Origin of the sequence: Aliarcobacter butzleri (assembly GCF_900187115.1) — a bacterium.
Classification (GTDB): Bacteria; Campylobacterota; Campylobacteria; order Campylobacterales; family Arcobacteraceae; genus Aliarcobacter; species Aliarcobacter butzleri.
The window spans coordinates 1,464,090-1,490,694 of record NZ_LT906455.1 but is presented as its reverse complement, the minus strand read 5'-3'; the positions used below and the strand labels follow the sequence as shown (position 1 = coordinate 1,490,694).

Genomic DNA, 26,605 nt, shown 5'->3' with positions numbered 1-26,605 from the left:
ATTTCCTATTTGTTTTTTAAATGCTTATATATTTCTTTTGCTAATGCCTCAATAACTGGAACAGATACACTATTCCCAAATTGTTTATAAGCTTGTGTATCACTAACTGCAATTTTAAATTGTTCAGGAAAGCCTTGTAATCTTGCAGCTTCCCTTGGAGTTAGTTTTCTAGGGTTTTTATTTTCTTGATGGATTAATATTTCAGAACCATCTTTATAGTATCTTGCAGATATAGTACTTGTATATTCTGATTCATGTGTAAATAATGAATAACCAAATCCATTACCTTTTTCTTTATGTTCTTTTTTTCTTCTTTGATGACCAGCCCAAAGTTTATCAGAAATAGTGTATTTATCATCTACATTATTATCAAGAATATCACCCAATCTATTTTTTTTATTTAAAGATTTGGGATATTTAAAATCTATTGAATGGTCAAGAAAAGCAATAATATAAATTCTTTCTCTATTTTGAGGAACACCAAAATTTCTGGCATTAAGTACCTCTGCAAATACACGATAACCCATATCTTCTAATGTTGATTTTACAGTATTAAAGGTATTGCCTTTATCATGATTTTTGAATCCTTTGACATTTTCAAGAAATACAACTTGAGGTTTATGTTTATTAACGATTCTTGCTACATCAAAAAATAAAGTTCCTCTAATATCGTCAAAACCTTTTCTATGTCCTGCAATACTAAAAGCTTGACATGGAAAACCTGCTAGTATAATGTCATGATTTGGTATATCTTCTTCCTTTATTTTAGTTATATCTCCATAAGGCTTTTCATTATAATTTTCAAAATAAGCTATTTGTGCATATTTATCTAATTCAGAAGCAAAAACAAATTCTGATTCTTCTTTAAAAACCTTTTCAAATCCAGTTCTTATTCCACCAATACCTGCAAATAAATCTATAAATTTATATTTTGATTCAATATTATTAATTGAAAATAAACGAGGTTGCTTCATTCTGTTTGTCAAAATATATTCCTTTTTTTCGATTTATATTATCTAAAATATTAATATAATTTTATTTTATAATATTTAATACTTAATTGATATACTATTAAAATAGTAATAAATAGCTGTTTAAAGTTTATTTGTTGATTGTTTACCAGTTCCATATTTTAATCCTTTATTTTTCTTATCAATAATTCAATATAAAAGCCCAAAAAGCCATAGTGGAATTTTATTTTTTTCCATGGTGTAGTCTGTATCTATGACTAGATAACTGTTATTTATATCTTTGATTTGGGTGAATTTTTTATTTTTCCCACCAATTTCAAAGATATATCCATCTACACTAAAATCTCCAATATCACTATAATAAATCGTGTCAAAACAACTTGTAAAAAATGTTTCTCTCACAGTTCCAATATCTACTTCCACACCAAACTCATCGGCGAAAGTGTAAAGCAAATTTGTATTTCCAAAGAGTAGTTTTTCTGGTTTTTTGGAGATATTATTTGACTGTTTTTTGATGGGTTTAATCAGTTTTGAGTTTTGTAAAATCTCTAAATATGTTGCTAAAGTAGGGTGAGAAACTCCAAATTCTCTGCAAAGTTCGGCAATATTTACTTTAAATGGTACTTTTGCATAAATTAGTTTTGCTATAAATTTTTTAAAAATACTTAGGTGTGTATATTCTATTTTATTTAAAGAGGGAATATCTTCATTGATGATTTTTTCACACGCATTAAAAAGTTTATTTTTGTATTCAATTTCATCTTCTATAAAAAATGGATAAAAACCTATTTGAAGATATTTAAAAAAACTTTTATACAAAGTTGGATTTTCTAGGGCTAAAGTGCTACTTAATTCATTGTGATTGTTTAGAATCTCTTCAAAAGAGAGTTGTGGAACATTGATATTTTCAGAGAGTTTCAAAAACTCTCTGAAACTTAGAGGTTTTACATAACTTATAACACATCTTCTGCTTAAATCAAATTTTTCATTTAAAATATTTAGCATTGAAGAACCACTAAATCGGATGATAAGTTCAGGGAAACTGTCATAAATGGTTTTTATCTCATTCGCCCAATTTTGGTATTTATGTATTTCATCAATTACAATTACTTTCCCACCAAGTCTTACAAATTCATCGGCTATATCATAAATTGAACTATTGATGATATAAACATCATCGGCACTAAAATAGAGATATTCAAGAGCTTTGAAGTTTTGTTTTAGGTATTGAAGCAAAAGTGTAGTTTTTCCCACACCTCTTTGCCCAATAAGTCCAACAAGTCGGTTTTTTGAAGTGAGTTTTGAAAGATATTGTTCTCTTATAAAGTCTAAATTTACAGCAGTAATATTTCGTATTTGTTTATTTTGAATATATTTAATCATAAAATACCTTTAAATATTTATTGTATATTAACATAAAAGTTTAAAATATACTTTAAGATTTTGTATAAATTTATTAAAATAGAGTTTAAAATATAAATAAAATATTAGATATTTGATATTTATGCTATAATCACATAATTTCAGCGTACATCGGTCTATGTCTGACTTCGTTTTTGTAGTCAAATTACAACTCAACTAAACTCAAATTATTCAACCTAGATCGGAACTTTAGTTCACAACTTCTGTAGGTTTATAAAAAACAAGGTACTTATGTCATTTTCAAACTTAGGTTTATGTAAAGAAATTCTTCGTGCAATTAAAGAAGAGGGTTATACAACACCAACTCCAATCCAATCAAAATCAATTCCAGTGATTTTATCAAAAAAAGATGTTTTAGCAGCTGCTCAAACAGGAACTGGAAAAACAGCTGGATTTACACTTCCACTTTTACAAAGATTAAAAGATAGTAATTTTAAAGATAAAAAAACTCAAGTTAGAGCTTTGATTCTTACTCCAACAAGAGAACTTGCAGCTCAAGTTGCACAAAGTGTTGAAACTTATGGGAAATATCTTCCTTTTAAATCAGCAGTTATTTTTGGAGGAGTTGGAATAAATCCACAAAAAGCTCTTTTAAAAAAAGGTGTTGACATCATCATCGCAACTCCTGGAAGATTGCTTGATTTAATCTCTCAAGATAGTCTTGATTTATCAAAAATAGAGTTTTTAGTGTTGGATGAGGCAGATAGAATGCTTGATATGGGATTTATAAATGATATTAAAAAGATTTTAGCAATTTTGCCAAAACAAAGACAAAATCTACTTTTTTCAGCAACTTTTTCAAATGAAATAAAAAAGTTGGCTGATGGCTTACTAAAATCACCTGTTTTAGTAGAAGTTTCAAAAGCAAATAGTGCTTCTTTCAAAGTTGAGCAGGTTGTTCATCATGTTGATAAAGATAGAAAGAAAGAGCTTTTATTACATTTAGTAAATAAAAATAGTTGGCAACAAGTTTTGGTTTTCACAAGAACAAAACATGGAGCAAATAAACTAAGCGAAGCACTTGTAAAAGATAAAATTACATCAGCAGCAATTCATGGAAATAAATCGCAAGGCGCAAGAACAAAAGCATTAGATGATTTTAAAAATGGAAAAGTAAGAGTTTTAGTTGCAACTGATATTGCAGCGCGTGGAATTGATATTGAACAACTTCCTCATGTTGTAAATTTTGAATTACCAAATGTTGCAGAAGATTATGTTCATAGAATAGGAAGAACTGGACGAGCAGGAAATAATGGTATTGCTATATCTTTAGTTTGTGTAGATGAACATGAGTATTTATTTGGAATTGAAAAGTTAATTAAACAAAAAATCAAAAAAGTAGAGATAAATGGATTTAAAGTAAATCCAAATATCAAAGCAGAACCTATTGGAAATAGAAGTAATAGAGGAAATAAAGCTAATAATTCAAATCAAAATAGAAAAGTAAAACCAAAAGATGAAAATTCATCTTCAAGCACGAAATCAAAAAGGTTTGCTTCAAGAAATAGAAGAACAAATACAAGTTCTAAAAATATTTAAAAAGGTAAAATTTTATAAAATACCACAATTAAAAAATAAGGAAATATAAAATGAATAAAAAAATAAAACTAATTTTTATTTTAATTTTTTCAATAAATTTATTCGCAAATGATGTGGAACTTGAAAATTTATTTAAAAAATACCAAGTTGAAGGAACTTTAGTACTAGAGTCTTTAAATACAAAAAAAGTAGATATTTATAATGAAAAGCGAGCAAATACATCGTTTTCTCCTGCTTCAACATTTAAAATACCAAATACTTTGATAGCTTTAAATGAAGGTGTTGTAAACAAAGATTCTATAATAGTTTGGGATAAAAAAGTAAGAGAGTTTGATGCTTGGAATAAAGACCAAACTTTACAATCAGCTTTTAAAAGTTCTTGTGTTTGGTGTTATAAAGAGTTCGCTTCAAAAATTGGAGTTGAAAAATATAAAAAGTATCTAAAAGAGCTTAATTATGGGAATAAAACAATAGGCAAAGATGTAACTGATTTTTGGTTGGATGAGAGTTTGAGAATTACAGCTTTTGAAGAGATAAGATTTTTAAAACAATTACAAGCAAACAATTTAGCTTTTAAAGAAGAAGATATAAATCTTCTAAAAGAGTTGATGATTGATGAAAAAAGCGAAAATTATGTAGTTAGAGCAAAAACAGGTTGGGAAGGAAAATATGGTTGGTATGTTGGTTATGTTGAAACAAAAAATGATGTTTGGTTTTTTGCTTTAAATATCGACACAAAAACAAAAGAAGATTTAGCAAAAAGAAAAGCTTTAACTTTAGAAGCTTTAAAAACAAAAGGTATTATAGATTGAACTATGAAATAAAAAATAGTTTTATAAAAGCACAAATAAAATCTTTTGGAGCAGAACTAAATAGTCTAAAAAAATGTGATGAAAACTTCGAGTATATTTGGCAAGCAAATAGTAAATATTGGGCTAGACACTCTCCTGTTCTTTTCCCAATAGTTGGAAGACTAAAAGAAGATAGTTATTTTTATAAAAATAAAAAATATTCTCTTTCTCAACATGGAATTGCCAGAGATAAAGAGTTTGAAATTGTGCAAAATGAAGCTGATTTTATAGAGTTTAGACTAAAAAGTGATGAAAAAAGTTTGGAGTTTTATCCTTTCTTTTTTGAGTTAAATATTTGTTATAAACTAGATAAAAATAGTTTGATAGTTTCATATAAAGTAAAAAACAAAAGTGATGAAAAGATGTACTTTTCAATAGGTGCTCATCCTGCTTTTAATACTCAAGTTGGTGATTTTTTGGAGTTTGAAAATATAAAAACTACAAAAAGATACTTTTTAGATGAGAAAGGTTTGATTTATAAAAATCAAGATTTGAACCTTGAAAATAGTAAGTTGTATTTAGATAAAGATTTATTTAAAGAAGATGCTTTAGTTTTTAATGACTCTAATATCAAACAAATTACTTTAAAAAACATAGAAAATAAAAGTAGGGTAAAAATAAAATTTGATAATTTCCCTTATTTAGGTATTTGGTCAAAACCAAATGATGCTCCTTTTGTTTGTATTGAACCTTGGTTTGGAATTGCTGATGAAGAAAATGCAAATCAAAAAATAGAGGATAAAAAAGGAATATTATCTTTAGAAAAAGAAGAAGAGTTTTTTTGCTTTTATACAATAGAAGTATAAAAACTCTCAAAAATAATCCCTTAATCAAAACTTAAAATTCATATATTAAGCTATTTATAAGTGAAAAAATTAAAATTTCAAATAATTCTTTAAAAAATCTCATAAAATTTATCTTTTTTAAAAGTACTATAAAATGGTGCTTTGTGAAAAAATTTTAATAAAATTCAAAATTCCTTATAAAAAAGTGTCTGATTTTTTAATCTCAAACGTCTTATTGTAAAAGGAAACAATTTTAATAATTGTTCTTATAATAAATAAGGAGAATAAAAATGAAAAGGAAATCAATACTTGTTGCTCCAGTATTAGCAATACTTTTAAATACAAGTTTAAATGCAGAACAATTTTCAATTTCAAACTTATCTTTAAAACAAGCAATAGAAGAGATAAGTAAAAAATCAAATATGCCATATATGGTAGATGGTAAATTACTTGATGGAAAGAAAGCACCAAATATAAATAATGTAGAAGGTGTAGAAAATGCTCTAAATGAGATATTAAAAGATACAAATCTAAAAGCAACTATAGAAGATGGAACAATCTTAATAAGAGAAAAAGCAATAGGACAAGGTACGGTTTTAGAGCCAATTTCTGTTAATGATAGTTATTTAGGAAGTACAACAGAAAACTCAAATTCTTATACAACGGGAAGTATGAATACTGCAACAAAATTGGATTTATCTATTCGTGAAACGCCACAATCAGTGAGTGTTGTTACTCGACAACAAATAGAAGATATGGGTTTACAAGATATTACTGATGTAGTTAATAGTGTTACAGGACTTAGTTCTAATAATATGGATAGTGAAAGAAATAGCTATTCTGCTAGAGGATTTGGAATTAATAATTATCAAATTGATGGAGTAACAACAACTTATCAAAGTGGATTTATGACAGGTGAAACTTCACAAGATTTAACTATATATGACAGAGTTGAAATTGTTAGAGGATCAACAGGATTATTAACAGGAGCTGGAAATCCAAGTGCAGCTATAAATTTGGTAAGAAAACATGCAAATTCAAAAGAATTTAAAGGAGATATTTCTTTACAAGGTGGATCTTGGGATAAATATAAAGGTACTTTAGACGTTCAAACGCCACTTGATGAAAAAGGAAATGTTAGAGCTAGAATTGCAACAAGTTATGAAGAAAAAAAATCATTTATAGATTATTATGAAAATAAAAAAACAGTTCTATATGGAGTTGTTGATGCTGATATAACAGATAATACAAGAGTTTCTTTAGGAACTAGCTATCAAAAAAATGACCCAAAAGGAAGTATGTGGGGTGGATTACCTTCAAAGTTTAGTGATGGAACATCTACAAATTGGGATAGATCAAAATCAACTGCTTCAGATTGGACATATTGGTCTTCTGAAAATAAAAACTATTTTACAAATGTTGAACATTATTTTGATAATGATATAAAATTGTATGGAGCATATTCATATTCTGATAATTACGGAGATTCAAAACTTTCTTATGTTAGTGGAAGTTTGGATAAAAATACGGGAAGTGGATTAAGTGCGGCGGCTGTTCAAGGATATGAAAATTTCCAAAAGCAACATAATGTTGATATTTATACTTCTATTCCTCTTCAAGTGAATAAATTGGACCATGAAATAGTTGCTGGAGTTATGTATAGCGAGCAAGATTTGGAAGCTTATAATACTCCAAGTATTGCTGGGAGCTTTAATTCAAGTATAGATAACTTTTATACATATAAAGGAACAAGTGAACCAAAATGGGGAAAATCTTTTCAAGTGGTAGATACAAATACAAAACAAACAGCAGGTTATCTAGTTGGAAAAATTTCTTTAACTGATAGTTTAAAATTTATTGGTGGAAGTAGAATAACTAATTGGGAAAGAGATGCATTTAATTATGGTGAAAAACAAAACTATGAACATAATAATATCTTAACACCTTATGCAGGTTTAGTTTATAACATCGATGATAACTATACAATTTTTACAAGTTATACTGATATTTTTAACCCTCAAAGTGAGAGAGACAAAAATGGAAAATATCTTAATCCAATTGAGGGTAAAAATTATGAAGCAGGGATAAAAGCAGCATTTTTTGAAGATAAATTAAATGCAAGTTTTTCAGTTTTTAGAATAGAACAAGATAAATTAGCTCAAACTGATCCAAGTGGTGCGATGATTCCAGGAACTACAACTCAAGCAAGTATAGAAGCTGAAGGAACTACTAGTAAAGGATTTGAAATTGATATAAATGGAGAAATTACTGATAACTGGAATTTAGGCGTTGGATATTCTCAATTTGAAGCAAAAGATGCTGATGATAATAAAATAAACACTTCTTTTCCTAGAAAAACTTTTAATGTCTTTTCAAAATATAGTTGGGATAAATTTAGTTTAGGTGCTGGAGCAAATTGGAGAGAAAAAACTTATGAAAATGGAGTTGAGCAAGAATCATATGTTTTAGTAAATGCTATGGCTAAATATAAAATTGATAAAGATTTATCAGTTCAATTAAATGTTAATAATATATTTGATGAAAAATATTATACAAATATAGGTTTTTATAACCAAGTTTCTTATGGTGATCCAAGAAACTTTACACTTACTATGAAATATGATTTTTAACTTATAAAGAGAGTTTTCTCTCTTTATAAACTTAACTTCAATTGAATTTCAAATATGATTTATTTAAAATATAATAGTTAATGTAAAATAGATTGGAATAAATCTATATTTTATAGATTTTTCCAAACATCAAGCAAATCAAATAAAGCTCTATTTGTCTCTTTTATATATTTTTTACCTTCTTTTATCTCTTCAATATTTTGAATATATGGTGAATCAAAGTTAAGATACTCAGAATCTTCTTTTAGTATAGATTTTAAAGAGCCTCCATTTGTCTCAAAGTGAAATTGTGTTCCTACTACAAAACCATTTTTTGTAGCAAAGGCTTGATTTATAAAAGCATCATTTGAAGCAAGTCTTATTGTATTTTTTGGTAAGTCAAAAGTATCACCATGCCAGTGAAATACCATCTGTTTTGGTTTTAGATTTGATGTCAAAATATGAGGGAAAACCTCGATTTCTCTCCAGCCAATTTCTCTAGTTTTTGAAGAATAAACTTCTGCTTTCAAAGCTTTTGCAATAAGTTGTGCACCTAAACAAATACCAAAAACTTTTTTACCTTCTTTAATATGATTTTCCAAAAACTCTATTTCTTTTTTTATAAAATCAATATCATCATAAGCGCTCATAGAACCACCCAAAACTATAAGTAAATCATCAGCATATAAAGGCTCATTTTCATAACATTTTATAACACTATATTTTATATTATTTTTATTTGCCCATTCTTTTATCGCTGCTTCATCTTCAAAAGGTACGTTTTGCCAAATAGTCATGAGATTTATCCTTTGTTTTTTCTTATTTTAGCAATAAATAAAATAAAACTAGGGTAGATTTCTGTATAAAAAAGATAGATTTTAAAATTTGTAAAGAGAAATTATTTTCTCTTTACAGCTTTTGCGTTTGGTAAATCTGTGATTGTTCCATCGAAAATCTCAGCAGCCATACCAATAGACTCGTGAAGTGTAGGGTGAGCGTGAATTGTAAGAGCTATATCTTCTGCATCACAATCCATTTCAAGGGCTAAAGAGATTTCTCCAAGAAGTTCTCCAGCATTTTCCCCTACAAGTGCTCCACCAATTAATTGATGTGTATCTTTATCAAAAATTAGTTTTGTCATACCTGTAGAAGAAACATCACTTGCTAATGCTCTACCACTTGCACTCCAAGGGAAAGTTGAAACTTCATAGTTGATACTAGCTTTTTTAGCTTCAGTTTCAGTCATACCAGCCCATGCAATTTCAGGGAATGTATATGCAATAGATGGAATTTGTTTTGGTTCAAAGAATACTTTATGACCTGCAATAACTTCAGCAGCTACATGACCTTCATGTACAGCTTTGTGTGCAAGCATTGGTTGACCGATGATATCTCCAATAGCAAAAATATGATTTACTTTTGTTCGTAGTTGATTATCAACTTTGATTAATCCTTGTTCATTTACTTCTACATTTGTATTTTCAAGTCCAAGTTTATTTCCATTTGCACTTCTTCCAAGAGCAACTAAAACAGCATCATATAAAATACCTTCTTTTGGTGCGTTTTCACCTTTAAACTCTACATAAATTCCTTCATTTTTAGGAATAATACTTTGAGTTTGAGTTTTTGTCATGATATTAAATCTGTTACTATTTGCTTTTGTATAAAGTTTGATTATATCGGCATCAGTTCCAGTCATAAGTTGCTCTCCTCGAATCGCAACATCAACTTGACTTCCTAAAGTTGAGTAAACTGTACCCATTTCAAGTCCGATAATTCCACCACCAAGAATAAGAAGTTTTTTTGGTACTTCTTTTACTTCAAGTGCATCTGTTGAATCCCAAATTCTTGGGTCTTCATGTGGAATAAATGACATTTTAGAACTTTGGCTACCAGCTGCAATAATACAATACTCAAAAGTGATTTTTGTTTTTTCATCACTGTTTGTAAGAGCAACTTCAACACTATGTTCATCTAAAAATGTTGCATAACCTTGTACATGGTTTACTTTTCTCATTTTAGCCATTGCATCTAATCCACCAGTAAGTTTTTTTACAACTCCACTTTTGTATTCAGCAACTTTTTTTATATCAATTTTTGGCTCTTCATAAAAGATACCAGCTTTTTCTATATGTTTTGCTTCTTCAATAACTTTTGCAACATGAAGTAAAGCTTTTGATGGAATACAACCAACATTTAAACAAACTCCACCTAAAGTTGAGTATCTCTCAACTATAGTTGTTTCTAGTCCTAAATCCGCACATCTAAAAGCAGCTGAATAACCTCCAGGACCTGCTCCGATTACTAAAACTTGAGTTTTTATTTCGTTCATAATAACTCCTTATAAGCTTAGTAATCTAATATCACTTAAAAGTTGTGATAAAGTAGTAGTAAATCTAGCACCATCTGCACCATCAATTACTTTGTGATCATAAGATAAACTTAGAGGTAAAATTAATTTTGGCTTAAATTCTTTACCATCAAATACAGGTTTAATAGAAGATTTTGAAACACCTAAAATTGCAACTTCTGGAGCATTTATAATTGGCGTGAAGTATGTTCCACCAATTCCACCAAGGCTTGAAATAGTGAAGCATCCACCACTCATATCTGCACTTGTTAATTTTCCATCTCTTGCTTTTTTTGAAAGTTCAGCTAATTCAATAGCAATATCTTTGAAACCTTTTTTATCAACATCTTTAATTACTGGAACTAATAAACCATTTGGTGTATCAACAGCAACTCCAATATTAAAGTATTTTTTCATAATTAACTCTTGTCCATCACTACTTAAACTTGAGTTGAATTTTGGATGAATTTGTAAAGCTTTTTGAACAGCTTTTATAATAAATACTAAAGGAGATAGTTTGAAATCTTTAGCGATATTATTTTGTGCTTTTCTAAACTCTTCAAGTTCTGTAATATCAGCTTCATCAAATTGTGTAACGTGAGGCATAGATAAATAGTTTTTATGTAAAAATGGTCCAGAAACTTTTTGAACACGACTTAGTTCAACTCTTTCAACGTTACCAAATACAGAAAAGTCTATCTCTTTTGATTCAGGTAAGTTAAATCCAAAACCAATATTTGAAGCAGTAGCAGGTTTATTTAACTGCTCTTTTACATAAGCTTTAATATCATCTTTTAAGATTCTTCCTTTTTCACCACTTCCTTTTACAAATCCTAAATCAACACCAAATTCTCTTGCTATTTTTCTTACACTTGGTGAAGCATAAACTTTAGTAGCTTTTTTAGATAAAACTTTACTATCTTCTTTTTCAATGCTAATAGCTGCTACTTCTTGGATTGTAGGAGTAGAACTTGCTACTTTTTCTACTTTTGTAGGAGTTGTATTTGCAGCAAATGTAGGAGTTGGAACTTTATCTTCAATAACAACACTTTTTATAACTTTTGCTATTAAATCTCCACTATTGATTTTTTGTCCTTTTTCTACAAAAATTTCAATAACTTCTCCACCAAATGGTGCAGGAACATCCATAGAAGCTTTTTCTGTTTCAAGTGTGATAATACTATAGTCTTTTACTATAACATCACCAACATGAATCATAACATCGATTAAATCAACATCTTTTTCTGCTCCTAAATCAGGTACTCTTACTTCTTCAACAACAGATTTTATAGTTTGTTCTTTTACAAATTGTGTTGGAGTTTGAACAGCAACAACTTCTTCTTTTGGTTCTTCAACTTTTGCAGGTGTTGCAACTTCAACTTTTGGTTCATCAGCACTTGAGTCATCTTGTGCTTCAACTCTAGCGATTAAATCACCACTATTTGCTTTGTCACCAACTTTTACTAAAATTTCTTTGATAATTCCAGCATGAGTTGTAGGAACATCCATAGAAGCTTTTTCTGTTTCTAAAGTTATAAGTCCATCTTCAACTTCTACTTTATCTCCAACTTTAACCATAATATCGATTAAGTCAACATCTTTATCAGCACCTAAATCAGGAATAAAAATATCATAAACTTTTGCCATTTTTTACTCCTTATGCGTTTCTTGGATTGATTCTATTTGAATCAATTTCATATTTTTTCATAGCTTCAAGAGCAACTTTTTTATCTAGTTTACCATTTCTTGCAAGTTCTGCTAAAGTTGTGTAAACGATAAAGTTTGTATCAACTTCAAAGAATTTTCTTAAATTTGCTCTACTATCACTTCTTCCAAATCCATCAGTTCCTAAAGCTTTGAAACTTCCTTTTACATAAGGTCTTAGTTGTTCAGAATATGATTTCATATAATCTGTTGCACTAATAACAATATTATCATTATTGCTTCCTAAAACTTTTTCTATATAAGGAATTTTTGCTTCTTTATCTAAATTTAAAAGATTTTCTCTTTCAATATCTTGTGCTTCTCTTGTTAATTCATTGTATGAAGTAACTGAATAAATATCTATTTTAATATCATATTCGCTTGATAAAATTTCTGCTGCTCTGATTGCTTCTTGGAAGATAGAACCTGAACCTAAAAGTTTAACTTTGAAATCATTTTTTGCTTCAAAAGTTTTTACTTTATAAATACCTTTGATGATTCCTTCTTCTGCACCTTCTGGCATTGCTGGTTGTACATAGTTTTGATTTAACGTAGTAATATAGTAGAAGACATCTTCTTGTTTTTCACCATACATTCTTTCAACACCATCTTTTACGATAACTGCAACTTCATAACCATAAGTTGGATCATATGTAATACAATTTGGTACTGTATTTGCTAAAATGTGAGAGTGTCCATCTTCGTGTTGTAAACCTTCACCATTTAATGTTGTTCTACCACTTGTTCCTCCAACTAAGAATCCTCTTGCTTTTTGATCACCTGCTGCCCAACATAAGTCTCCAGTTCTTTGGAATCCAAACATTGAGTAGAAGATATAAAATGGAATCATAGGATAATCATTTACTGAGTATGAAGTAGCTGCTGCCATCCATGAACTCATAGCTCCTAATTCATTGATTCCTTCTTGTAAAACTTGACCTTTGATATCTTCTTTATAGAATGCAACTTGATCTTTATCTTGTGGGATATATTTTTGTCCAGCACTTGAATAAATTCCAAATTGTCTAAACATACCTTCCATACCGAAAGTTCTAGCTTCATCAGGTACTATTGGAACGATATTTTTACCAATATTTTTATCTTTTAATAAAACATTTAAAACTCTTACAAATGCCATAGTTGTAGAAATTTCTCTATCACCACTACCTGCAAGAATACTTTCAAAATCACTTAAAGCAGGAATTTCTAATTTATTAGTAAATTTCTCTAATCTTTGTGGTACAAATCCACCAAGAGCTGCTCTTTTTTCTTTTAAATATTTAACTTCTGGTGAGTTTTCATCTGGTTTATAATATGAATATGATTCAACTGCTTCGTCACTAATTGGTAAATCAAATCTATCTCTAAATGCTTTTAGATGATTTACATCTACTTTTTTTACTTGGTGAGCGATATTCATACCCTCAGCAGCACTTCCCATTCCATAACCTTTTACAGTTTTTGCTAAGATTACAGTTGGTCTTCCTTTAGTTTCTGTTGCTCTTTTAAATGCAGCATAAACTTTAACAGGATCATGTCCACCTCTATTTAATTTCCAAATATCGTTGTCACTTAAGTTTTCAACTAATTTTGCAGTTTCAGGGAATTTATTAAAGAAGTTTTCTCTTGTATATGCTCCACCTTTTTGTTTAAAGTTTTGGTATTCACCATCAACCGTTTGCTCCATTAATTCAAGAAGTTTTCCAGATGTATCTTTTTCAAGTAAACTATCCCATAGTCCACCCCAGATAACTTTTAGAACTTCCCATCCAGCTCCTCTAAATTCACCTTCAAGTTCTTGAATAATTTTTCCATTTCCTCTTACTGGACCATCTAGTCTTTGTAAGTTACAATTTATAACAAAGATTAAGTTATCTAAACCTTCACGTGCCGCCATTCCAATAGCTCCAAGTGATTCAGGCTCATCACACTCACCATCTCCCATAAAACAATATACTTTTTGTGCACTACAATCTTTTATTCCTCTATTTGTAAGGTATTTTAAAAATCTTGCTTGATAGATTGCTTGTAATGGTCCAAGTCCCATTGAAACAGTTGGGAATTGCCAATAAGAAGGCATTAATTTTGGGTGAGGGTATGAAGATAATCCATCATTAAAAGCTTCTTGTCTGAAGTTATCCATTTGTTCTTCTGTAAATCTTCCTTCTAAAAAACTTCTTGCATATATACCTGGAGAAATATGTCCTTGGAAGAATATTAAATCTCCACCGTCTTTTTCATTTGGTGCTCTAAAAAAATGATTAAATGCAACATCATAAAGTGTTGCAGATGATTGAAATGATGCAATGTGACCACCAAGTTCTAAGTGTTTGTTTGAAGCTCTTTGTACCATAATTTGAGCATTCCATCTAATAATTGATCTTATTTTTCTTTCTAAATCCATATCAGCTGGCATTTTAGGCTCTTCGCTAGTTGGAATAGTATTAATATAAGCTGTTGTTGCACTATATGGTAAATGTGCGCCACTTCTTCTTGATTTATCAATTAATTTTTCTAATAAAAAGTGAGCTCTTTCAACTCCTTCTTCTTCAATAATTGCTTCTAAAGCTTCCATCCATTCTTGAGTCTCTAATGGATTAATATCTTCTAAATTTAACAATGACATAAATCTCCTTTGAAATAATTCTTAATTCTTAAAATTAATTTAACAATTTTAATTAATTTTAAATTATAATTAACTTATATGTTTGGTATTTTTTTAAATATTTCTTAAATAAAAATATTATATAAATATATAAATCAAAATATAAGTTAAGGCCAAAATGATTTTCAACAATAAATTCAGATTGATTATATCACAGAATCTTAGCTCAAACGATAACACTAATATAGATAAAGCGTTATTTAAAGCTTTTGAAAATGGAAGTTTACCAATATTACGGCTTTATTCGTGGCAAAAAAGTGTTACTTTTGGTGCAGGTCAGAATCCAAGTGATTATGGAAATCTATTAAAAGAGTATAAAAACAATTTTTCAAAAAGAATTACTGGTGGTGGAGTTTTATTTCATGGACATGATATTTCATACTCTTTAATACTTCCTTCAAGTTTTATAGATAATAGAAGTGTAAAAGAAACTTATGAGTTAATCTGTTCATTTATACTTGAATTTTATAGTAATTTGGGACTAAAAGCTTCTTTTGCAAAAGATATTGAAAGTATAGTTTTGAGTAAAAGTCCATTTTGTCAAGTAGGGTTTGAAGCTTATGATATAATAGTAAACGGAAGAAAAATTGGTGGGAATGCACAAAAAAGGGCAAAAAATGTGATTTTCCAACATGGTTCAATTCCAATAAAAAGTATAAAAAATGATGAAAAATATGGTGCTAGTTTAGAAGATTTTTCTATAAATTTAGATTTTGATGAAGCAATAAATAAACTAAAAGAGGCATTTGAGAAAACTTTTAATGCACAACTTTTAGAATCACAATTAAATGAAAATGAATTAAATATATATAATGAATTATAAAAGGTATAAAAATGACTAAAGAGATAACATTTAAAAAACCAGAATGGTTAAGAAAAAAACTAACTCCACATACACAAGTAGAGATGGAAAATTTATTAAAAGATGTAGGTGGACTTCATACTATTTGTCAAGAGGCAAAATGTCCAAATATAAGTGAGTGTTTTGCAAATAAAAATGCAACATTTTTGATTTTAGGAAATATCTGTACAAGAAGGTGTACATATTGTAATGTAACAACAGGAAAACCAACAGAAGTTGATTTAAGTGAAATTCAAAAAGTTACAACTTCTGTTTTAAAACTTGGACTTAAATTTGTAGTTATTACAAGTCCAGCAAGGGATGACTTACCTGATGGTGGAGCAGAACAGTTTTTTAGAGTAACGCAAGATATTTTAGAAAAATCTCCTCAAACAAAAGTTGAGATATTAATTCCTGATTTTAAAGGTAAAGTTGAGAGTCTTAAAAGAGTTATAGCTTCAGGAGCTACAATCATAGGACATAATGTAGAAACAGTTCCAAGTTTATATAGAATTAGAAGAAATGGAACTTATGAAAGGTCTTTAGAAGTTTTAAAAAGATTAAAAGAGCTTGGTGGTGATAAAGTTAAAACAAAAAGTGCTTTAATGGTAGGACTTGGTGAAACAGAAGAAGAAATGGTACAAGTATTTAAAGATTTATTGGCTGTTGGTTGTAAGTTTTTAAGTATTGGTCAATATCTTGCTCCTAGTGGAGATTATGAAAAAGTTATAGAGTTTGTAAAACCTGAACAATTTGCAAGATATGAAAAACTAGCTTATGATTTAGGTTTTGAATTTGTAAAAGCAAGTCCATATGCAAGAAGTTCTTATATGGCACACCATTATTTAAATATGGCATCTGCACTTTAACTTTAAAATTAGCAATTAACAGATTGTAAAAACTCTTTCATTTTTCTATACTTTTAATATATAAAATTGGAGTATAGAAAATGGCTACAAGAATATCAAATGTATTATATGTAAAAGTTGGAAATGTAACTGTAACAAAACTTGAAAACCAAAAAAGGCAAGAGTTAATTTCAGGTATCAAAAAATATCCAGTTTCAAAAGCTTATTTAACAAAAACTGGATTTGCTGATGATTTTCAAGCAGATTTAGTCCATCATGGTGGAGTTAATAAAGCGTTATTTTTATTTTCAAGTATAACTTATGAAAAAATAAGTTCTTCTTTTGATAATAGTTTTGATATGACAAATATGGCGTTTTTTGGAGAAAACTTAATACTTGATAAGATTTGTGAAAAAGATATTTGTGTTGGAGATATCTTAAAAATTGGTCAAGCAAAAGTACAAATAACACAACCAAGGCAACCTTGTTGGAAACTTAGTGCAAATACTTTAAAAAACAATATGACGAAATTTATTTTTGAAACAGGTTTGACTGGATTTTATGCAAAAGTTTTAAAAGAGGGACAAATTTCACAAAATGATGAGGTTATTTTAGAGGAGAGGACAAACCCTAATTTAACTATTGAAAAATTAAATCAAATTATTGTTGAGCCAAAAATTGATATAAATCTCACAAAAGAAGCATTAGCTTGTGAAGATTTGGGGCATCAATTTAAAAACTCTTTAACAAAAAGATATGAGTTAGGAGATGAAGATAATCAATTTAGCTTTTATCATACATAAAAAAGGAAAATTATGAATAAATATATATTACCTTTATATAATCGATTAGATATTGCATTTATAAAAGGTAAAAAATCTGTATTATTTGATGAGAATAAAAAAGATTATATAGATTTTGCTTCAGGAGTTGGAGTAAATAGTTTAGGTTATGCAAATAAAAAAGTAGTAAAAACAATAGAAAAACAAGCAAAAAAAGTTTTGCATACTTCAAATATATATCGAATAAAACCGCAAGAAGAGTGTGCAAAAAAAATAGTAGAATTAAGTACTTATGATATGCAATGTTTTTTTTGTAATAGTGGAGCAGAAGCAAATGAAACTGCTATAAAACTTGCTAGAAAATATGGAAATGTGACATTTAAAACACCTAAATATAAGATTATTACTATAAAAAACTCTTTTCATGGAAGAACAATAGCAACTTTAAAAGCAACAGCACAAGAAGATAAACATAAGTATTTTGCTCCATATCCCGATGGATTTGTTTATGCAAATGATATAAATGAAGCTATTTCAATGATTGATGATACAACAGTTGGTGTTATGTTAGAGTTGATTCAAGGTGAGGGTGGTATTTTTATGCAAGATATTTTTCAAGTACAAAGACTTGAAAGAATTTTAAAAGAGAAGAAGTTACTTTTGATAATAGATGAAGTTCAAACAGGAGTTTATAGAAGTGGGAATTTTCTGATTTCTCAATATTTTGGAATAAAACCTGATATTGTAACTTTAGCAAAAGGCTTAGCAAGTGGTATTCCAATAGGTGTTATGATGACAAGTTTGAAAGATATTTTTACTTTTGGTGATCACGGTTCAACTTTTGGTGGGAATCATCTTTCAACAACAGTTTGTAATAAAGTTCTAAAGATTTTAGAAAAATATTCAAATAGTGGAAAACTTAGCGAAAATATAAAATATTTTAACAGTTGTTTACAATATTTTACAGATAAATATCCAAATATCTTTTTACAAAAAAATGGTTGGGGATTTATGCAAGGTCTTGTTTTAAAAAATGAAAATGATTTAAGTAATATAGTAAATCTTGCACTTAAAAATGGTGTTTTAGTTTTAAAATCAGGAAAAAATATCATCAGATTTTTACCACCAATAATTATTTCAAAAAAAGAGATAAAAGAAGGTTTTAAAAGATTTGAAGAAGTTCTTATAGAATTTATTAATAAATAAGAGATATTTTATTCCCAAGATAAACTTGGGAATAAAAATCTTTAATCTTTTTTAAACTTCTTATTTAAAATAAAATAAGAAAGTAAACCTAAAACAAGACCCCAAAATGCTCCACCAATTCCAAATAAATTTATATTTGCTGCTGTTGCTATAAAAGTAATAATAGCGGCTTCTCTAGTGTCAACATCATTCATTGCATTTGCAAGGCTTCCTGCAATAGTACTTAATAGTGCAAGTCCAGCAAGAGTACTAATAAATACAGCAGGAAAAGCAGCAAATAAAGCTGCAAGTGTAACTCCAAAAACACCAACCAAAATATAAAATATTCCTGCTGCAACACCAGCAATCCATCTTTTTGATGGATCTTCATGAGATTCTTTACCAGTACAAATTGCAGAAGTTATAGCCGATAAATTGAAAGCATGTGAACCAAAAGGTGCCATTAAAATTGAACCCAATCCAGTAATTGCTAAAATAGGTTTAGCACCAGTTTTGAAACCATCGTTTTTAAGTATTAGCAATCCTGGCATATATTGTCCTGTTAAAGTAATCAAAAATAGTGGTAGAGCAACACTAAGTATTGCATTGAGTGAAAAAGTAGGTTCTGTAAATATAGGATAAGCTAGTTTTAGTTCAATAGTAGAAAAATCAATTTGTGATTGTAGTAATAAAAAAATAAATCCAAATATTAAAACACTAACAATAGCATATCTTGGAGAAAACCTCTTTGTAATAAGATATATAAAAAATAGTGAAATTGCTAAAATAGGGTTAATTGTCATATTTAAAAAAGCAGAAATACCAAATTGTAACAATATTCCAGCCAATAATCCAGAAGCAATTCCTGAAGGGATTAAACGAATTAATTTTTCAAAATAACCAGTAAGTCCTAGAATGACAAATGCAACTGCAGAAAGTATATACGCTCCAATTGCTTCAGAATATGAAACTGTTACAAGAGCAGTTATTAAAAATGCAGCAGCAGGTGTACTCCAAGCTGTAATTATTGGTTCTTTTGTGTACCAACTTAACATTATTCCAGTAATTCCAACACCAATAGAAATAGACCAAACCCAAGAAGCAGTTTGTTCAGGACTAAGACCTGCCATTTGTGCTGCTTGAAATATTAAAATAAAAGTTCCACCGTAATTAACAATAACTGAGATTAACCCAGCAATTATTGGAGGAATAGCTGATATTTTACTGTTCATTTTATACTCCTTAATTAAAAAATGTTATGAAAGTATAAGTGTATTAAATAGGTTTTACAATCTGTTTATTGCTAATATTTAATTTTGTTAAGAATCCCTAGAATTAGCAATTTTTGGATTGTGAAATATACTATTTTCCTTTATACTTAAGATGATTTTTACTAAAAAAGGAGATAGAAATGCGACATCGAACAAAAACACATTTATTGACAAATGAGCAAATAGATGAATTGCTTTTAAAAGCTGAGGTTGGAAGATTAGGAACTATTAGCGAAGATGGATTTCCTTATGTTTTACCTATGCATTTTGCATATTTTGATAATAAAATATATATGCACGGTCTTCCAAAAGGTAAAAAAATAGATAATATAAAGTTCAATTCAAATGTTTGTTTTGAAGTCGATGAAATGATAGGTTTACTTTATGAAGGAGTCGAAAATCCTTGTGATGTGAATACTGAATTTAATAGTGTTATTGTAGAAGGTAAAGCTTCTTTAGTTAGTGAATTTGATGAAAAATATCAAGCTTTAAGTCAAATAGTAGCAAAATTTACTCCTCATTTTGTTGGTAAAGAATTACCAGAAAAGATGATAAAAGGAACTGCTGTGATAAGAATTGATATTTTAAATTGTGTAGGAAGATATTATAAATAAAGAGCTAAAAGAGAGAAACCTCTTTTAGTTGTAAATTTATAGATTTTAATTGACATTGCTAATCTTATATTATAGAATAAAATAAAATTTGAAAAAAAGGATAGTTATGTCGCCTTTTTCTTTTGATATAAAAAATATGAATACACAAGAAAAGTTTTTAGTTATGGAAGAGATTTGGGATAGTTTAAATGACCAAGATTTAAGAGAATTTACACCAAATTGGCACTTAGATATTTTAGAAAAAAGAGAAATTCAGACTGATTTTATCGATCTTGAAGAATCAAAAAAAACTTTAAAAAAACTTCTTAAATGAATATAAAAATATTAACAGAAGCTCAAAATGATATTGCGAAGGCAATATTCTTTTATGAAAAACAAAAGGAAAATCTAGGTAAATATTTTCTGGATTCTATTATGTCTGATATTGAATCCTTATATATTTATTATGGAATTCATTTTAGAGTAAGAAATTACTTTAGACTACTTTCAAAGCGATTTCCATTTGCTATTTATTACAAATTTGATCAAAATTTCATTTATATTTATGCAGTTTTAGATTGTAGACAAAATCCAATTTTTTTAAATCAAAGATTAGAAAATTAAATTATGATTGATGAATATATTACACGAAATTAAAATATGAAAAAAATAAAACTATTTGTTGATTCAAGTGTAAATCCACAAGCAAAAGTAGGGTTTGGCGCTTTTTTAGAAGTTTTTGATGATTTATCAATTGATGATTTAAAAAAAAATATAAAAATAAAAAGATTTGATGATACTAGTTCTACAAAGTTAGAACTTCAATCCTTACTTTGGGCTTTAGATGAGATTGAGATGTTAGCTGATACTAAAATAGAAGTTTATACTGATTGTCAAAATATTGTAGGTTTACAAAATAGAAAAGAAAAACTTGAAGCAAATGATTACAAAAGTTCAACTGGAAAAACTATAAACAATTATGAGTTATATAAACTATTTTTTAAAAAGATAGAAAAGTTAAATATTGATTTTATAAAGATAAAAGGACACAAAAAAAATAGTCTAAAAGATGAATTAGATACTATTTTTAATTTAGTAGATAAAGCTTCAAGAAGTGTTTTAAGAAAGAACTTCATTTAAAAAACAACCATTTCCATAAGGTTGTTTTGAGTAGTAAAATTTTGAGTGATTTACTATCAAAGCATGATATTCTTGATAAGTTATGACTAACTGTTTTTCATCAAAAATTACTTTTTTTAGTTCATCTTCCATAAAATATTTTATATCATTGTATTTTGCTTTTTCATCTAAGAGTTTATTGTGTACTAATAATCTTTTAGTATAAGCATCGACTTTAAGTTCTGGTTGATTATAAGCATAAAGTAGTATAGAATCAGCAGTTTCAAATCCTATTCCTTTTATAGCTAAAAGTTCTTCTCTTGTTGGAATTTTGCCATTTAGTTTTTCAAAAAACTCTATAAAATTTAAAATATAGTTTGCTTTTTGATTGTTATATCCTGATGGTCTTATAAGTTCTTTTAGTTTTTCTATTGGTAAGTTTTTGATTTTTTTATGGTTTAGGCAATCTATTTCATTTAAGTTATTTAAAGATTTTACAACAGAAGTAAAAGTTGTATTTTGAGTCAAAATTGAGCCTAAACATACTTCAAAAACTTCATTTTCATCTCTTGGAAAATTATAATCTAAGATATGATAACCATCATTGTTTCCTTTTTTTTCACTATTTTTACCTTCATAGTTTATAAAAGGCCACCAACCTTGAGCACCATAAGTTTGATAAAGTTTTTGATATATTGCAAAAACTTTATTCATTTAGTTATTTTCTCTTACTGATTCGTATGCTATTAATATTTTTTTTCTTTCAATGCCCCATCTATAACCACTCATTGCTCCACTTTTTGCAATAACTCTATGACAAGGAATTAAATAACCTATATGATTTTGTCCTATTGCACTTGCAACTGCTCTTACAGCTTTTGGTTTGTCAAGATAATTGGCAATATCACTATATGTTGCAACTATTCCATTTGGTAGATTTAAAAGTGCTTTCCAAACATTTATTTGTAAGTTAGTACCTTTTACTAATAAAGGATATTTTTTATTTTTTATAAAGATATTTTCTAAATACTCATTTGCTAATTTCTCATCAAAAACTAAATTAGCATTTTCCCATAGTTCATTAAATCTTTGGAAAATCTCTTTTTTATTATTATCAATAAATCCTAAATAACAAATACCTTTATCAGTAAATCCTATCAAAGCTTCACCAAAAGGAGTTTGCCCAAAACCATAAGTTATTTGAACATCTTTTCCTTTTTCTCTCCACTCTTTTGGAGTAACACCTATTAAGTTTACAAAAAGTTCATGAAGTCGGCTAGTGCTAGATAGTCCAATATCCAAACTACTATCAAGAATGGATTTGGACTCTTTTATATGCTCTTTTGCATAGTTTAAAGTAACGCAGTGTAAAAACTGCTGAGGAGTAACACCTACATACTCTTTGAATACTCTTATAAAATGGTATTTACTCATACCTATATTTTTTGCTATTTCATCGATTGATGGATGTTCTTTGAAATTTTCATCAATAAATCTTATAGCTTTTTCTATTTGTTTATAAGTTGTATCCAATGTTGTCATGTAAATACTCCTAATCTTGTATTTATTTAGTATGTACCGTTGTTGTAAATAACAAAATTGCTAGATAATTCCTCTAACTCTTTGCTAATTTTAGCTTGTAAACTAGTGTTATTTATGTCATCTAATACATCACATATTTTGTTTGCTATTAATTCAAACTCTTTTTCTTTCATCCCTCTTGCTGTTAATGCTGGAGATCCTATTCTAATCCCTGATGTTATAAATGGACTTCTTGTTTCTCCTGGTACTGTATTCTTATTTACAGTTATCCCTGCGTTTCCTAAAGCTGCATCTGCATCTTTCCCTGAAAATGGTTTATTTAAAAAACTTACTAATACTAAGTGATTATCTGTTCCACCACTTACTATATCATATCCTCTTTTTGTTAGAACTTCTCCTAACACTTTTGCATTTGCTTTTACTTGTTTTGCATAATCTTTCCATTTTGGATCAAGTATCTCTTTAAATGCTACTGCTTTTGCTGCTATTACATGAACTAATGGTCCACCTTGAAGTCCTGGGAAAATAGCTGAGTTTATTTTTTTAGCAATATCTTCATCATTTGTCATTATCATACCACCTCTTGGACCTCTTAAAGTCTTATGAGTAGTAGTTGTAACTATATGTGAATGAGGAAATGGACTTGGATGTTCATTAGCTGCTACAAGACCTGCAATATGTGCAATATCTGCAAATAAAATAGCTCCAACTAAATCAGCTATTTCTCTAAATCTTTTAAAATCAATTTCTCTTGCGTATGCAGAAGCACCACAAACGATTATTTTTGGTTGAACTATTTTTGCTATTTCTTCAACTTTATCATAATTAATTCTTCCATCAAGTTCAACTCCATAATAGAATGCTTGATAATTTTGTCCAGAGAATGATGGTTTAGAACCATGAGTTAAATGTCCACCATGAGATAAATCCATACCTAAGATTTTATCACCAGCTTTTATTAATGCTGCATATACTGCTCCATTTGCTTGGCTTCCTGAGTGTGGTTGAACATTTGCATATTTACATCCAAATATTTCACAAGCTCTATCAATTGCTAATTGTTCTACTTTATCTGCTTGTTCACATCCTCCATAATATCTTTTATATGGATAACCTTCTGCATATTTATTTGTAAATACACTTCCCATTGCTTCCATTACTGCTGGAGATGTGAAATTCTCACTTGCTATCATCTCTAAGTGAGTTGTTTGTCTTTTCAACTCCTCTTCTATGATATTATATACTTCTACATCTGCCTCTTTTAACTTCGCTTCTGTTATATATCTCATCTCTTTCTCCTTTTTATTTTTAGAATATTAACTTAAACCACTAAGAGAATACAATCCAAAAATTGCTATTTTTTTATTCTTCATTCTCTTCATTATTTTTTACTGGTTTTACATCAGCAAAAGCTATGATTTCTAAATAGAAACTATCAAAATCTTGAGCTGCTGCAAAATCAATAGATTTAATAATATCTGTAAATGCTATCTCTTTTGCTTCTTCTAAAGTCTTTCCAAATTTGCAATTAAATTTCCAAATATTAAACTCTTCTGGAAGTTTTTTGCTTTTTTCTCTTTTTATGTATTTTCTAACTTCATTCTTGATTGAATCTACTTGTCTTGCTACATTTTTGTTTGTAACTTTTAATTGAAATGTTTTTTTCATAATTTATCCTTTATGGCTGGAATTATAGCAGAAAGTAAATGTCAAAATTTTAAGCAAAATAAAATAACTAAGAAAAAATTTGATATAATCGCCCAATTTCAATGAAAGCACAACACAATGGATCATTTTTTAATCACACTATTTCTTGCCATTTTTGTTTCTACGGTTCTAAATATTATCTTTAAAAGATTTGGGATTTCACAAATAATTGGATATATTTTAACTGGGACTTTAATTAGTTATTGGTTTCATTTTAATGGAGTAAATATTCATTCTTTAGAAGCTATTGCAGAATTTGGAATAGTGTTTTTGATGTTTACTATTGGGCTTGAAATAAGTGTTGATAAAATCAAAAGAATGAAAGAAATACTTTTATTAAATGGTTTTTTACAAGTTTCTATTAGTGCTATATTAATTTATTTAGTTGGATATTATATCTTCGAGTTAGAAGTTGAAGTTGCAGTAATTGTAGCTTTAGCATTTTCTTTATCTTCAACTGCTATTGTTTTAACATATTTAAAACAATCAAAAGATATTCACACACCTTATGGGGAAAAAGCAACAGCAATTTTGATATTTCAAGATTTAGCTGTAATTCCAATTTTACTTTTAATCTCTTTTTTATCAAATGATACTTTAGCAATAGAAGAAGTTATTACAAAGACTTTGATTTCTGCTATTTTGATTATTTTATATATGTTTGTAATTGGTAAAAAAGTTATAAATTGGCTTTTAAAATTTGCTTCAAATAGTAGTATGGATGAGATATTTTTAGGAGCAGTTTTATCTATTGTGGTTGGTGCTTCACTTTTAGCTGAAGAGTTAGGTTTTACTTACTCTTTAGGTGCATTTATTGCAGGAATGATAATTGCTGATACAGATTTTAGTATAAAAGTTGAATCAGAAATAGCAAGTTTTAAAGATTTACTTTTAGGTACTTTCTTTTTCAGTGTTGGTTCAAAAATAGATATTTTGTATTTTTTCCATAATTTACATTTAATTTTGGCTATTTTTGTAGGAATTATGATAATAAAAGCTTTAGTTGTTTATGTGATAATTAGAAGAAAATCAGATAAGAGTATCTCTGTAAAAACTGCAATTTCTCTTTGTCAAGTTGGAGAGTTTTCTTTCGTTATATTTACACTTGCTTCAAGCAAAAATATAATACCTGCTCAAACAGCAGACTTTTTGATGTTGATTTCAGTTTTATCTATGATTTTAACGCCATTTATCGTAAATAATATCTATAAATTATCAGCATTTATAGCTGAAGACTATTTTGAATCAGATAATATTACACCTCTAAAAGATAAAAATCACGTTGTAGTTTGTGGATTTTCAATCTTAGGAAAAGTAATAGCTATGGATTTAACGCAAAGAAATATTCCTTTTGTAATTATTACAAACGACTTAAGACAAGTTTTGACAGCTAGAAAACTAGGTTATCGTTCATATTTTGGTCACTTAAATAAACGACAAGTTTTAGAATCTTTAAAAGTAGATGAAGCTTCTAGTGTTATTGTAACAGTTAGTGATACTCCTAAAAAAAGATTGATTTGTGAAGCTGTTTTGAATTTTCATAAAGAAGCTAGTATTTTATTAAAAATTGAATCAGTGGAAGAAAAACTTCAATTAAAAGATTTGAATATAAAAAGATTTGTTCATGCTCACACTGAAGTAGGGCGATTGTTGGTTGAAGAAGCAGCAATAGATTATGAAAATTGTAAGAAGTAAAATTTAGAATCTTTTAAAACTCTCTATAAAATAGGGCTTTGAACTATCTCAAAGCCCTATTTTATTCTCTCTTGTAACTCTATCTTAAGAAAAGCTTTGTTATTTTAGAAGCCATTACATAAAAAG

At 28.3% G+C, this 26,605-nt stretch carries 24 protein-coding genes; 13 read left to right on the top strand and 11 right to left on the bottom strand.

Features of this window, described 5'->3' with window-relative positions; translation table 11 throughout:
• Positions 1–5 precede the first annotated feature (5 nt).
• Both CKV87_RS07400 and CKV87_RS07395 read right to left on the bottom strand, forming a co-directional pair.
• On the bottom strand, positions 6–986 hold the full coding sequence (locus CKV87_RS07400; RefSeq protein ID WP_012013130.1) for a DNA cytosine methyltransferase: 981 nt from the start codon (positions 984–986) through the stop codon (positions 6–8).
• A gap of 174 nt (positions 987–1,160) precedes the next feature.
• Positions 1,161–2,354, bottom strand: a complete 1,194-nt coding sequence (locus tag CKV87_RS07395; RefSeq protein ID WP_012013129.1) for an ATP-binding protein — start codon at positions 2,352–2,354, stop codon at positions 1,161–1,163.
• 270 nt (positions 2,355–2,624) lie between these two features.
• Here CKV87_RS07395 and CKV87_RS07390 point away from each other — a divergent pair, with 270 nt between their 5' ends.
• The 4 genes from CKV87_RS07390 (at position 2,625) to CKV87_RS07375 (ending at position 8,198) form a co-directional block, all read left to right on the top strand.
• A complete protein-coding gene (locus tag CKV87_RS07390) occupies positions 2,625–3,932 on the top strand; it encodes a DEAD/DEAH box helicase (RefSeq protein WP_012013128.1) in 1,308 nt (435 codons plus the stop codon).
• A 50-nt stretch (positions 3,933–3,982) separates the two neighbouring features.
• Entirely contained in the window at positions 3,983–4,744 is a 762-nt protein-coding gene (blaOXA, locus tag CKV87_RS07385; RefSeq protein WP_012013127.1) for a class D beta-lactamase, read from the top strand.
• The gene (locus CKV87_RS07380) at positions 4,741–5,589 is read left to right on the top strand and encodes an aldose 1-epimerase family protein (RefSeq protein ID WP_012013126.1); all 849 of its coding nucleotides are present in this window, start codon (positions 4,741–4,743) and stop codon (positions 5,587–5,589) included. Before blaOXA ends, CKV87_RS07380 begins: the two co-directional genes overlap by 4 nt.
• A 269-nt stretch (positions 5,590–5,858) precedes the next feature.
• Positions 5,859–8,198, top strand: coding sequence for a TonB-dependent siderophore receptor (locus CKV87_RS07375; protein ID WP_012013125.1), 2,340 nt, complete (start codon positions 5,859–5,861; stop codon positions 8,196–8,198).
• A gap of 110 nt (positions 8,199–8,308) precedes the next feature.
• Here the strand turns inward: CKV87_RS07375 and CKV87_RS07370 are convergent, their stop codons facing one another.
• The 4 genes from CKV87_RS07370 to aceE all read right to left on the bottom strand — a co-directional run bounded on the left by CKV87_RS07370 (position 8,309) and on the right by aceE (position 14,857).
• A complete protein-coding gene (locus CKV87_RS07370) occupies positions 8,309–8,974 on the bottom strand; it encodes a type 1 glutamine amidotransferase (RefSeq protein ID WP_012013124.1) in 666 nt (221 codons plus the stop codon).
• 101 nt (positions 8,975–9,075) lie between these two features.
• Complete coding sequence (gene lpdA, locus CKV87_RS07365) at positions 9,076–10,509, bottom strand: dihydrolipoyl dehydrogenase (RefSeq protein ID WP_012013123.1); 1,434 nt, start codon at positions 10,507–10,509, stop codon at positions 9,076–9,078.
• A gap of 9 nt (positions 10,510–10,518) precedes the next feature.
• Positions 10,519–12,174, bottom strand: coding sequence for a dihydrolipoyllysine-residue acetyltransferase (locus CKV87_RS07360; protein ID WP_012013122.1), 1,656 nt, complete (start codon positions 12,172–12,174; stop codon positions 10,519–10,521).
• 10 nt (positions 12,175–12,184) lie between these two features.
• Positions 12,185–14,857, bottom strand: coding sequence for a pyruvate dehydrogenase (acetyl-transferring), homodimeric type (gene aceE, locus CKV87_RS07355; protein WP_012013121.1), 2,673 nt, complete (start codon positions 14,855–14,857; stop codon positions 12,185–12,187).
• Between the two features lie 157 nt (positions 14,858–15,014).
• On the opposite strand from aceE, the gene CKV87_RS07350 reads away from it, so the two are divergent.
• From CKV87_RS07350 to CKV87_RS07335, 4 genes are all read left to right on the top strand, one after another.
• Positions 15,015–15,719 (top strand): lipoate--protein ligase family protein, encoded by a 705-nt coding sequence (locus CKV87_RS07350; protein WP_012013120.1) that lies wholly within the window; start codon positions 15,015–15,017, stop codon positions 15,717–15,719.
• Between the two features lie 11 nt (positions 15,720–15,730).
• Positions 15,731–16,606 (top strand): lipoyl synthase, encoded by an 876-nt coding sequence (gene lipA, locus CKV87_RS07345; RefSeq protein WP_004509699.1) that lies wholly within the window; start codon positions 15,731–15,733, stop codon positions 16,604–16,606.
• A gap of 80 nt (positions 16,607–16,686) precedes the next feature.
• Positions 16,687–17,388 (top strand): MOSC domain-containing protein, encoded by a 702-nt coding sequence (locus tag CKV87_RS07340; RefSeq protein WP_012013119.1) that lies wholly within the window; start codon positions 16,687–16,689, stop codon positions 17,386–17,388.
• A 12-nt stretch (positions 17,389–17,400) separates the two neighbouring features.
• Positions 17,401–18,573, top strand: coding sequence for an aspartate aminotransferase family protein (locus tag CKV87_RS07335; protein WP_012013118.1), 1,173 nt, complete (start codon positions 17,401–17,403; stop codon positions 18,571–18,573).
• A gap of 41 nt (positions 18,574–18,614) precedes the next feature.
• Here CKV87_RS07335 and CKV87_RS07330 read toward each other — a convergent pair whose 3' ends face one another.
• The gene (locus CKV87_RS07330) at positions 18,615–19,784 is read right to left on the bottom strand and encodes a benzoate/H(+) symporter BenE family transporter (RefSeq protein ID WP_012013117.1); all 1,170 of its coding nucleotides are present in this window, start codon (positions 19,782–19,784) and stop codon (positions 18,615–18,617) included.
• 179 nt (positions 19,785–19,963) lie between these two features.
• On the opposite strand from CKV87_RS07330, the gene CKV87_RS07325 reads away from it, so the two are divergent.
• The 4 genes from CKV87_RS07325 (at position 19,964) to CKV87_RS07310 (ending at position 21,556) form a co-directional block, all read left to right on the top strand.
• On the top strand, positions 19,964–20,437 hold the full coding sequence (locus CKV87_RS07325) for a pyridoxamine 5'-phosphate oxidase family protein (RefSeq protein WP_012013116.1): 474 nt from the start codon (positions 19,964–19,966) through the stop codon (positions 20,435–20,437).
• A 106-nt stretch (positions 20,438–20,543) separates the two neighbouring features.
• Positions 20,544–20,750 (top strand): addiction module protein, encoded by a 207-nt coding sequence (locus CKV87_RS07320; protein WP_012013115.1) that lies wholly within the window; start codon positions 20,544–20,546, stop codon positions 20,748–20,750.
• Positions 20,747–21,040 carry a hypothetical protein gene (locus CKV87_RS07315; protein ID WP_012013114.1) on the top strand — a complete coding sequence of 98 codons (294 nt, stop codon included), beginning with the start codon at positions 20,747–20,749 and terminating at the stop codon, positions 21,038–21,040. The genes CKV87_RS07320 and CKV87_RS07315 overlap by 4 nt, the downstream gene beginning before the upstream one ends.
• A 36-nt stretch (positions 21,041–21,076) precedes the next feature.
• Positions 21,077–21,556, top strand: coding sequence for a ribonuclease HI (locus CKV87_RS07310; RefSeq protein ID WP_012013113.1), 480 nt, complete (start codon positions 21,077–21,079; stop codon positions 21,554–21,556).
• On the opposite strand, the gene CKV87_RS07305 is transcribed toward CKV87_RS07310, so the two are convergent.
• The 4 genes from CKV87_RS07305 to CKV87_RS07290 form a co-directional block, all read right to left on the bottom strand.
• Positions 21,536–22,249, bottom strand: a complete 714-nt coding sequence (locus tag CKV87_RS07305; protein WP_012013112.1) for an endonuclease III domain-containing protein — start codon at positions 22,247–22,249, stop codon at positions 21,536–21,538. The genes CKV87_RS07310 and CKV87_RS07305 overlap by 21 nt on opposite strands.
• Positions 22,250–23,077 (bottom strand): bifunctional helix-turn-helix domain-containing protein/methylated-DNA--[protein]-cysteine S-methyltransferase, encoded by an 828-nt coding sequence (locus CKV87_RS07300; protein ID WP_012013111.1) that lies wholly within the window; start codon positions 23,075–23,077, stop codon positions 22,250–22,252.
• 26 nt (positions 23,078–23,103) lie between these two features.
• Complete coding sequence (locus CKV87_RS07295; RefSeq protein ID WP_012013110.1) at positions 23,104–24,366, bottom strand: serine hydroxymethyltransferase; 1,263 nt, start codon at positions 24,364–24,366, stop codon at positions 23,104–23,106.
• 73 nt (positions 24,367–24,439) lie between these two features.
• Positions 24,440–24,745, bottom strand: coding sequence for a DUF6172 family protein (locus CKV87_RS07290; protein WP_012013109.1), 306 nt, complete (start codon positions 24,743–24,745; stop codon positions 24,440–24,442).
• A 117-nt stretch (positions 24,746–24,862) separates the two neighbouring features.
• Here CKV87_RS07290 and CKV87_RS07285 point away from each other — a divergent pair, with 117 nt between their 5' ends.
• A complete protein-coding gene (locus tag CKV87_RS07285; protein ID WP_012013108.1) occupies positions 24,863–26,479 on the top strand; it encodes a cation:proton antiporter in 1,617 nt (538 codons plus the stop codon).
• The last annotated feature ends 126 nt before the right edge of the window (positions 26,480–26,605 follow it).

Bases quoted from the DNA above. Each gene is read 5' to 3' on its own strand.
- CKV87_RS07395 (WP_012013129.1), bottom strand. From the start codon at position 2,354: ATGATTAAATATATTCAAAATAAACAAATACGAAATATTACTGCTGTA.
- CKV87_RS07390 (WP_012013128.1), top strand. From the start codon at position 2,625: ATGTCATTTTCAAACTTAGGTTTATGTAAAGAAATTCTTCGTGCAATT.
- blaOXA (WP_012013127.1), top strand. From the start codon at position 3,983: ATGAATAAAAAAATAAAACTAATTTTTATTTTAATTTTTTCAATAAAT.
- CKV87_RS07375 (WP_012013125.1), top strand. From the start codon at position 5,859: ATGAAAAGGAAATCAATACTTGTTGCTCCAGTATTAGCAATACTTTTA.
- CKV87_RS07370 (WP_012013124.1), bottom strand. From the start codon at position 8,974: ATGACTATTTGGCAAAACGTACCTTTTGAAGATGAAGCAGCGATAAAA.
- lpdA (WP_012013123.1), bottom strand. From the start codon at position 10,509: ATGAACGAAATAAAAACTCAAGTTTTAGTAATCGGAGCAGGTCCTGGA.
- CKV87_RS07360 (WP_012013122.1), bottom strand. From the start codon at position 12,174: ATGGCAAAAGTTTATGATATTTTTATTCCTGATTTAGGTGCTGATAAA.
- aceE (WP_012013121.1), bottom strand. From the start codon at position 14,857: ATGTCATTGTTAAATTTAGAAGATATTAATCCATTAGAGACTCAAGAA.
- CKV87_RS07350 (WP_012013120.1), top strand. From the start codon at position 15,015: ATGATTTTCAACAATAAATTCAGATTGATTATATCACAGAATCTTAGC.
- lipA (WP_004509699.1), top strand. From the start codon at position 15,731: ATGACTAAAGAGATAACATTTAAAAAACCAGAATGGTTAAGAAAAAAA.
- CKV87_RS07340 (WP_012013119.1), top strand. From the start codon at position 16,687: ATGGCTACAAGAATATCAAATGTATTATATGTAAAAGTTGGAAATGTA.
- CKV87_RS07335 (WP_012013118.1), top strand. From the start codon at position 17,401: ATGAATAAATATATATTACCTTTATATAATCGATTAGATATTGCATTT.
- CKV87_RS07330 (WP_012013117.1), bottom strand. From the start codon at position 19,784: ATGAACAGTAAAATATCAGCTATTCCTCCAATAATTGCTGGGTTAATC.
- CKV87_RS07325 (WP_012013116.1), top strand. From the start codon at position 19,964: ATGCGACATCGAACAAAAACACATTTATTGACAAATGAGCAAATAGAT.
- CKV87_RS07320 (WP_012013115.1), top strand. From the start codon at position 20,544: ATGTCGCCTTTTTCTTTTGATATAAAAAATATGAATACACAAGAAAAG.
- CKV87_RS07315 (WP_012013114.1), top strand. From the start codon at position 20,747: ATGAATATAAAAATATTAACAGAAGCTCAAAATGATATTGCGAAGGCA.
- CKV87_RS07310 (WP_012013113.1), top strand. From the start codon at position 21,077: ATGAAAAAAATAAAACTATTTGTTGATTCAAGTGTAAATCCACAAGCA.
- CKV87_RS07305 (WP_012013112.1), bottom strand. From the start codon at position 22,249: ATGAATAAAGTTTTTGCAATATATCAAAAACTTTATCAAACTTATGGT.
- CKV87_RS07300 (WP_012013111.1), bottom strand. From the start codon at position 23,077: ATGACAACATTGGATACAACTTATAAACAAATAGAAAAAGCTATAAGA.
- CKV87_RS07295 (WP_012013110.1), bottom strand. From the start codon at position 24,366: ATGAGATATATAACAGAAGCGAAGTTAAAAGAGGCAGATGTAGAAGTA.
- CKV87_RS07290 (WP_012013109.1), bottom strand. From the start codon at position 24,745: ATGAAAAAAACATTTCAATTAAAAGTTACAAACAAAAATGTAGCAAGA.
- CKV87_RS07285 (WP_012013108.1), top strand. From the start codon at position 24,863: ATGGATCATTTTTTAATCACACTATTTCTTGCCATTTTTGTTTCTACG.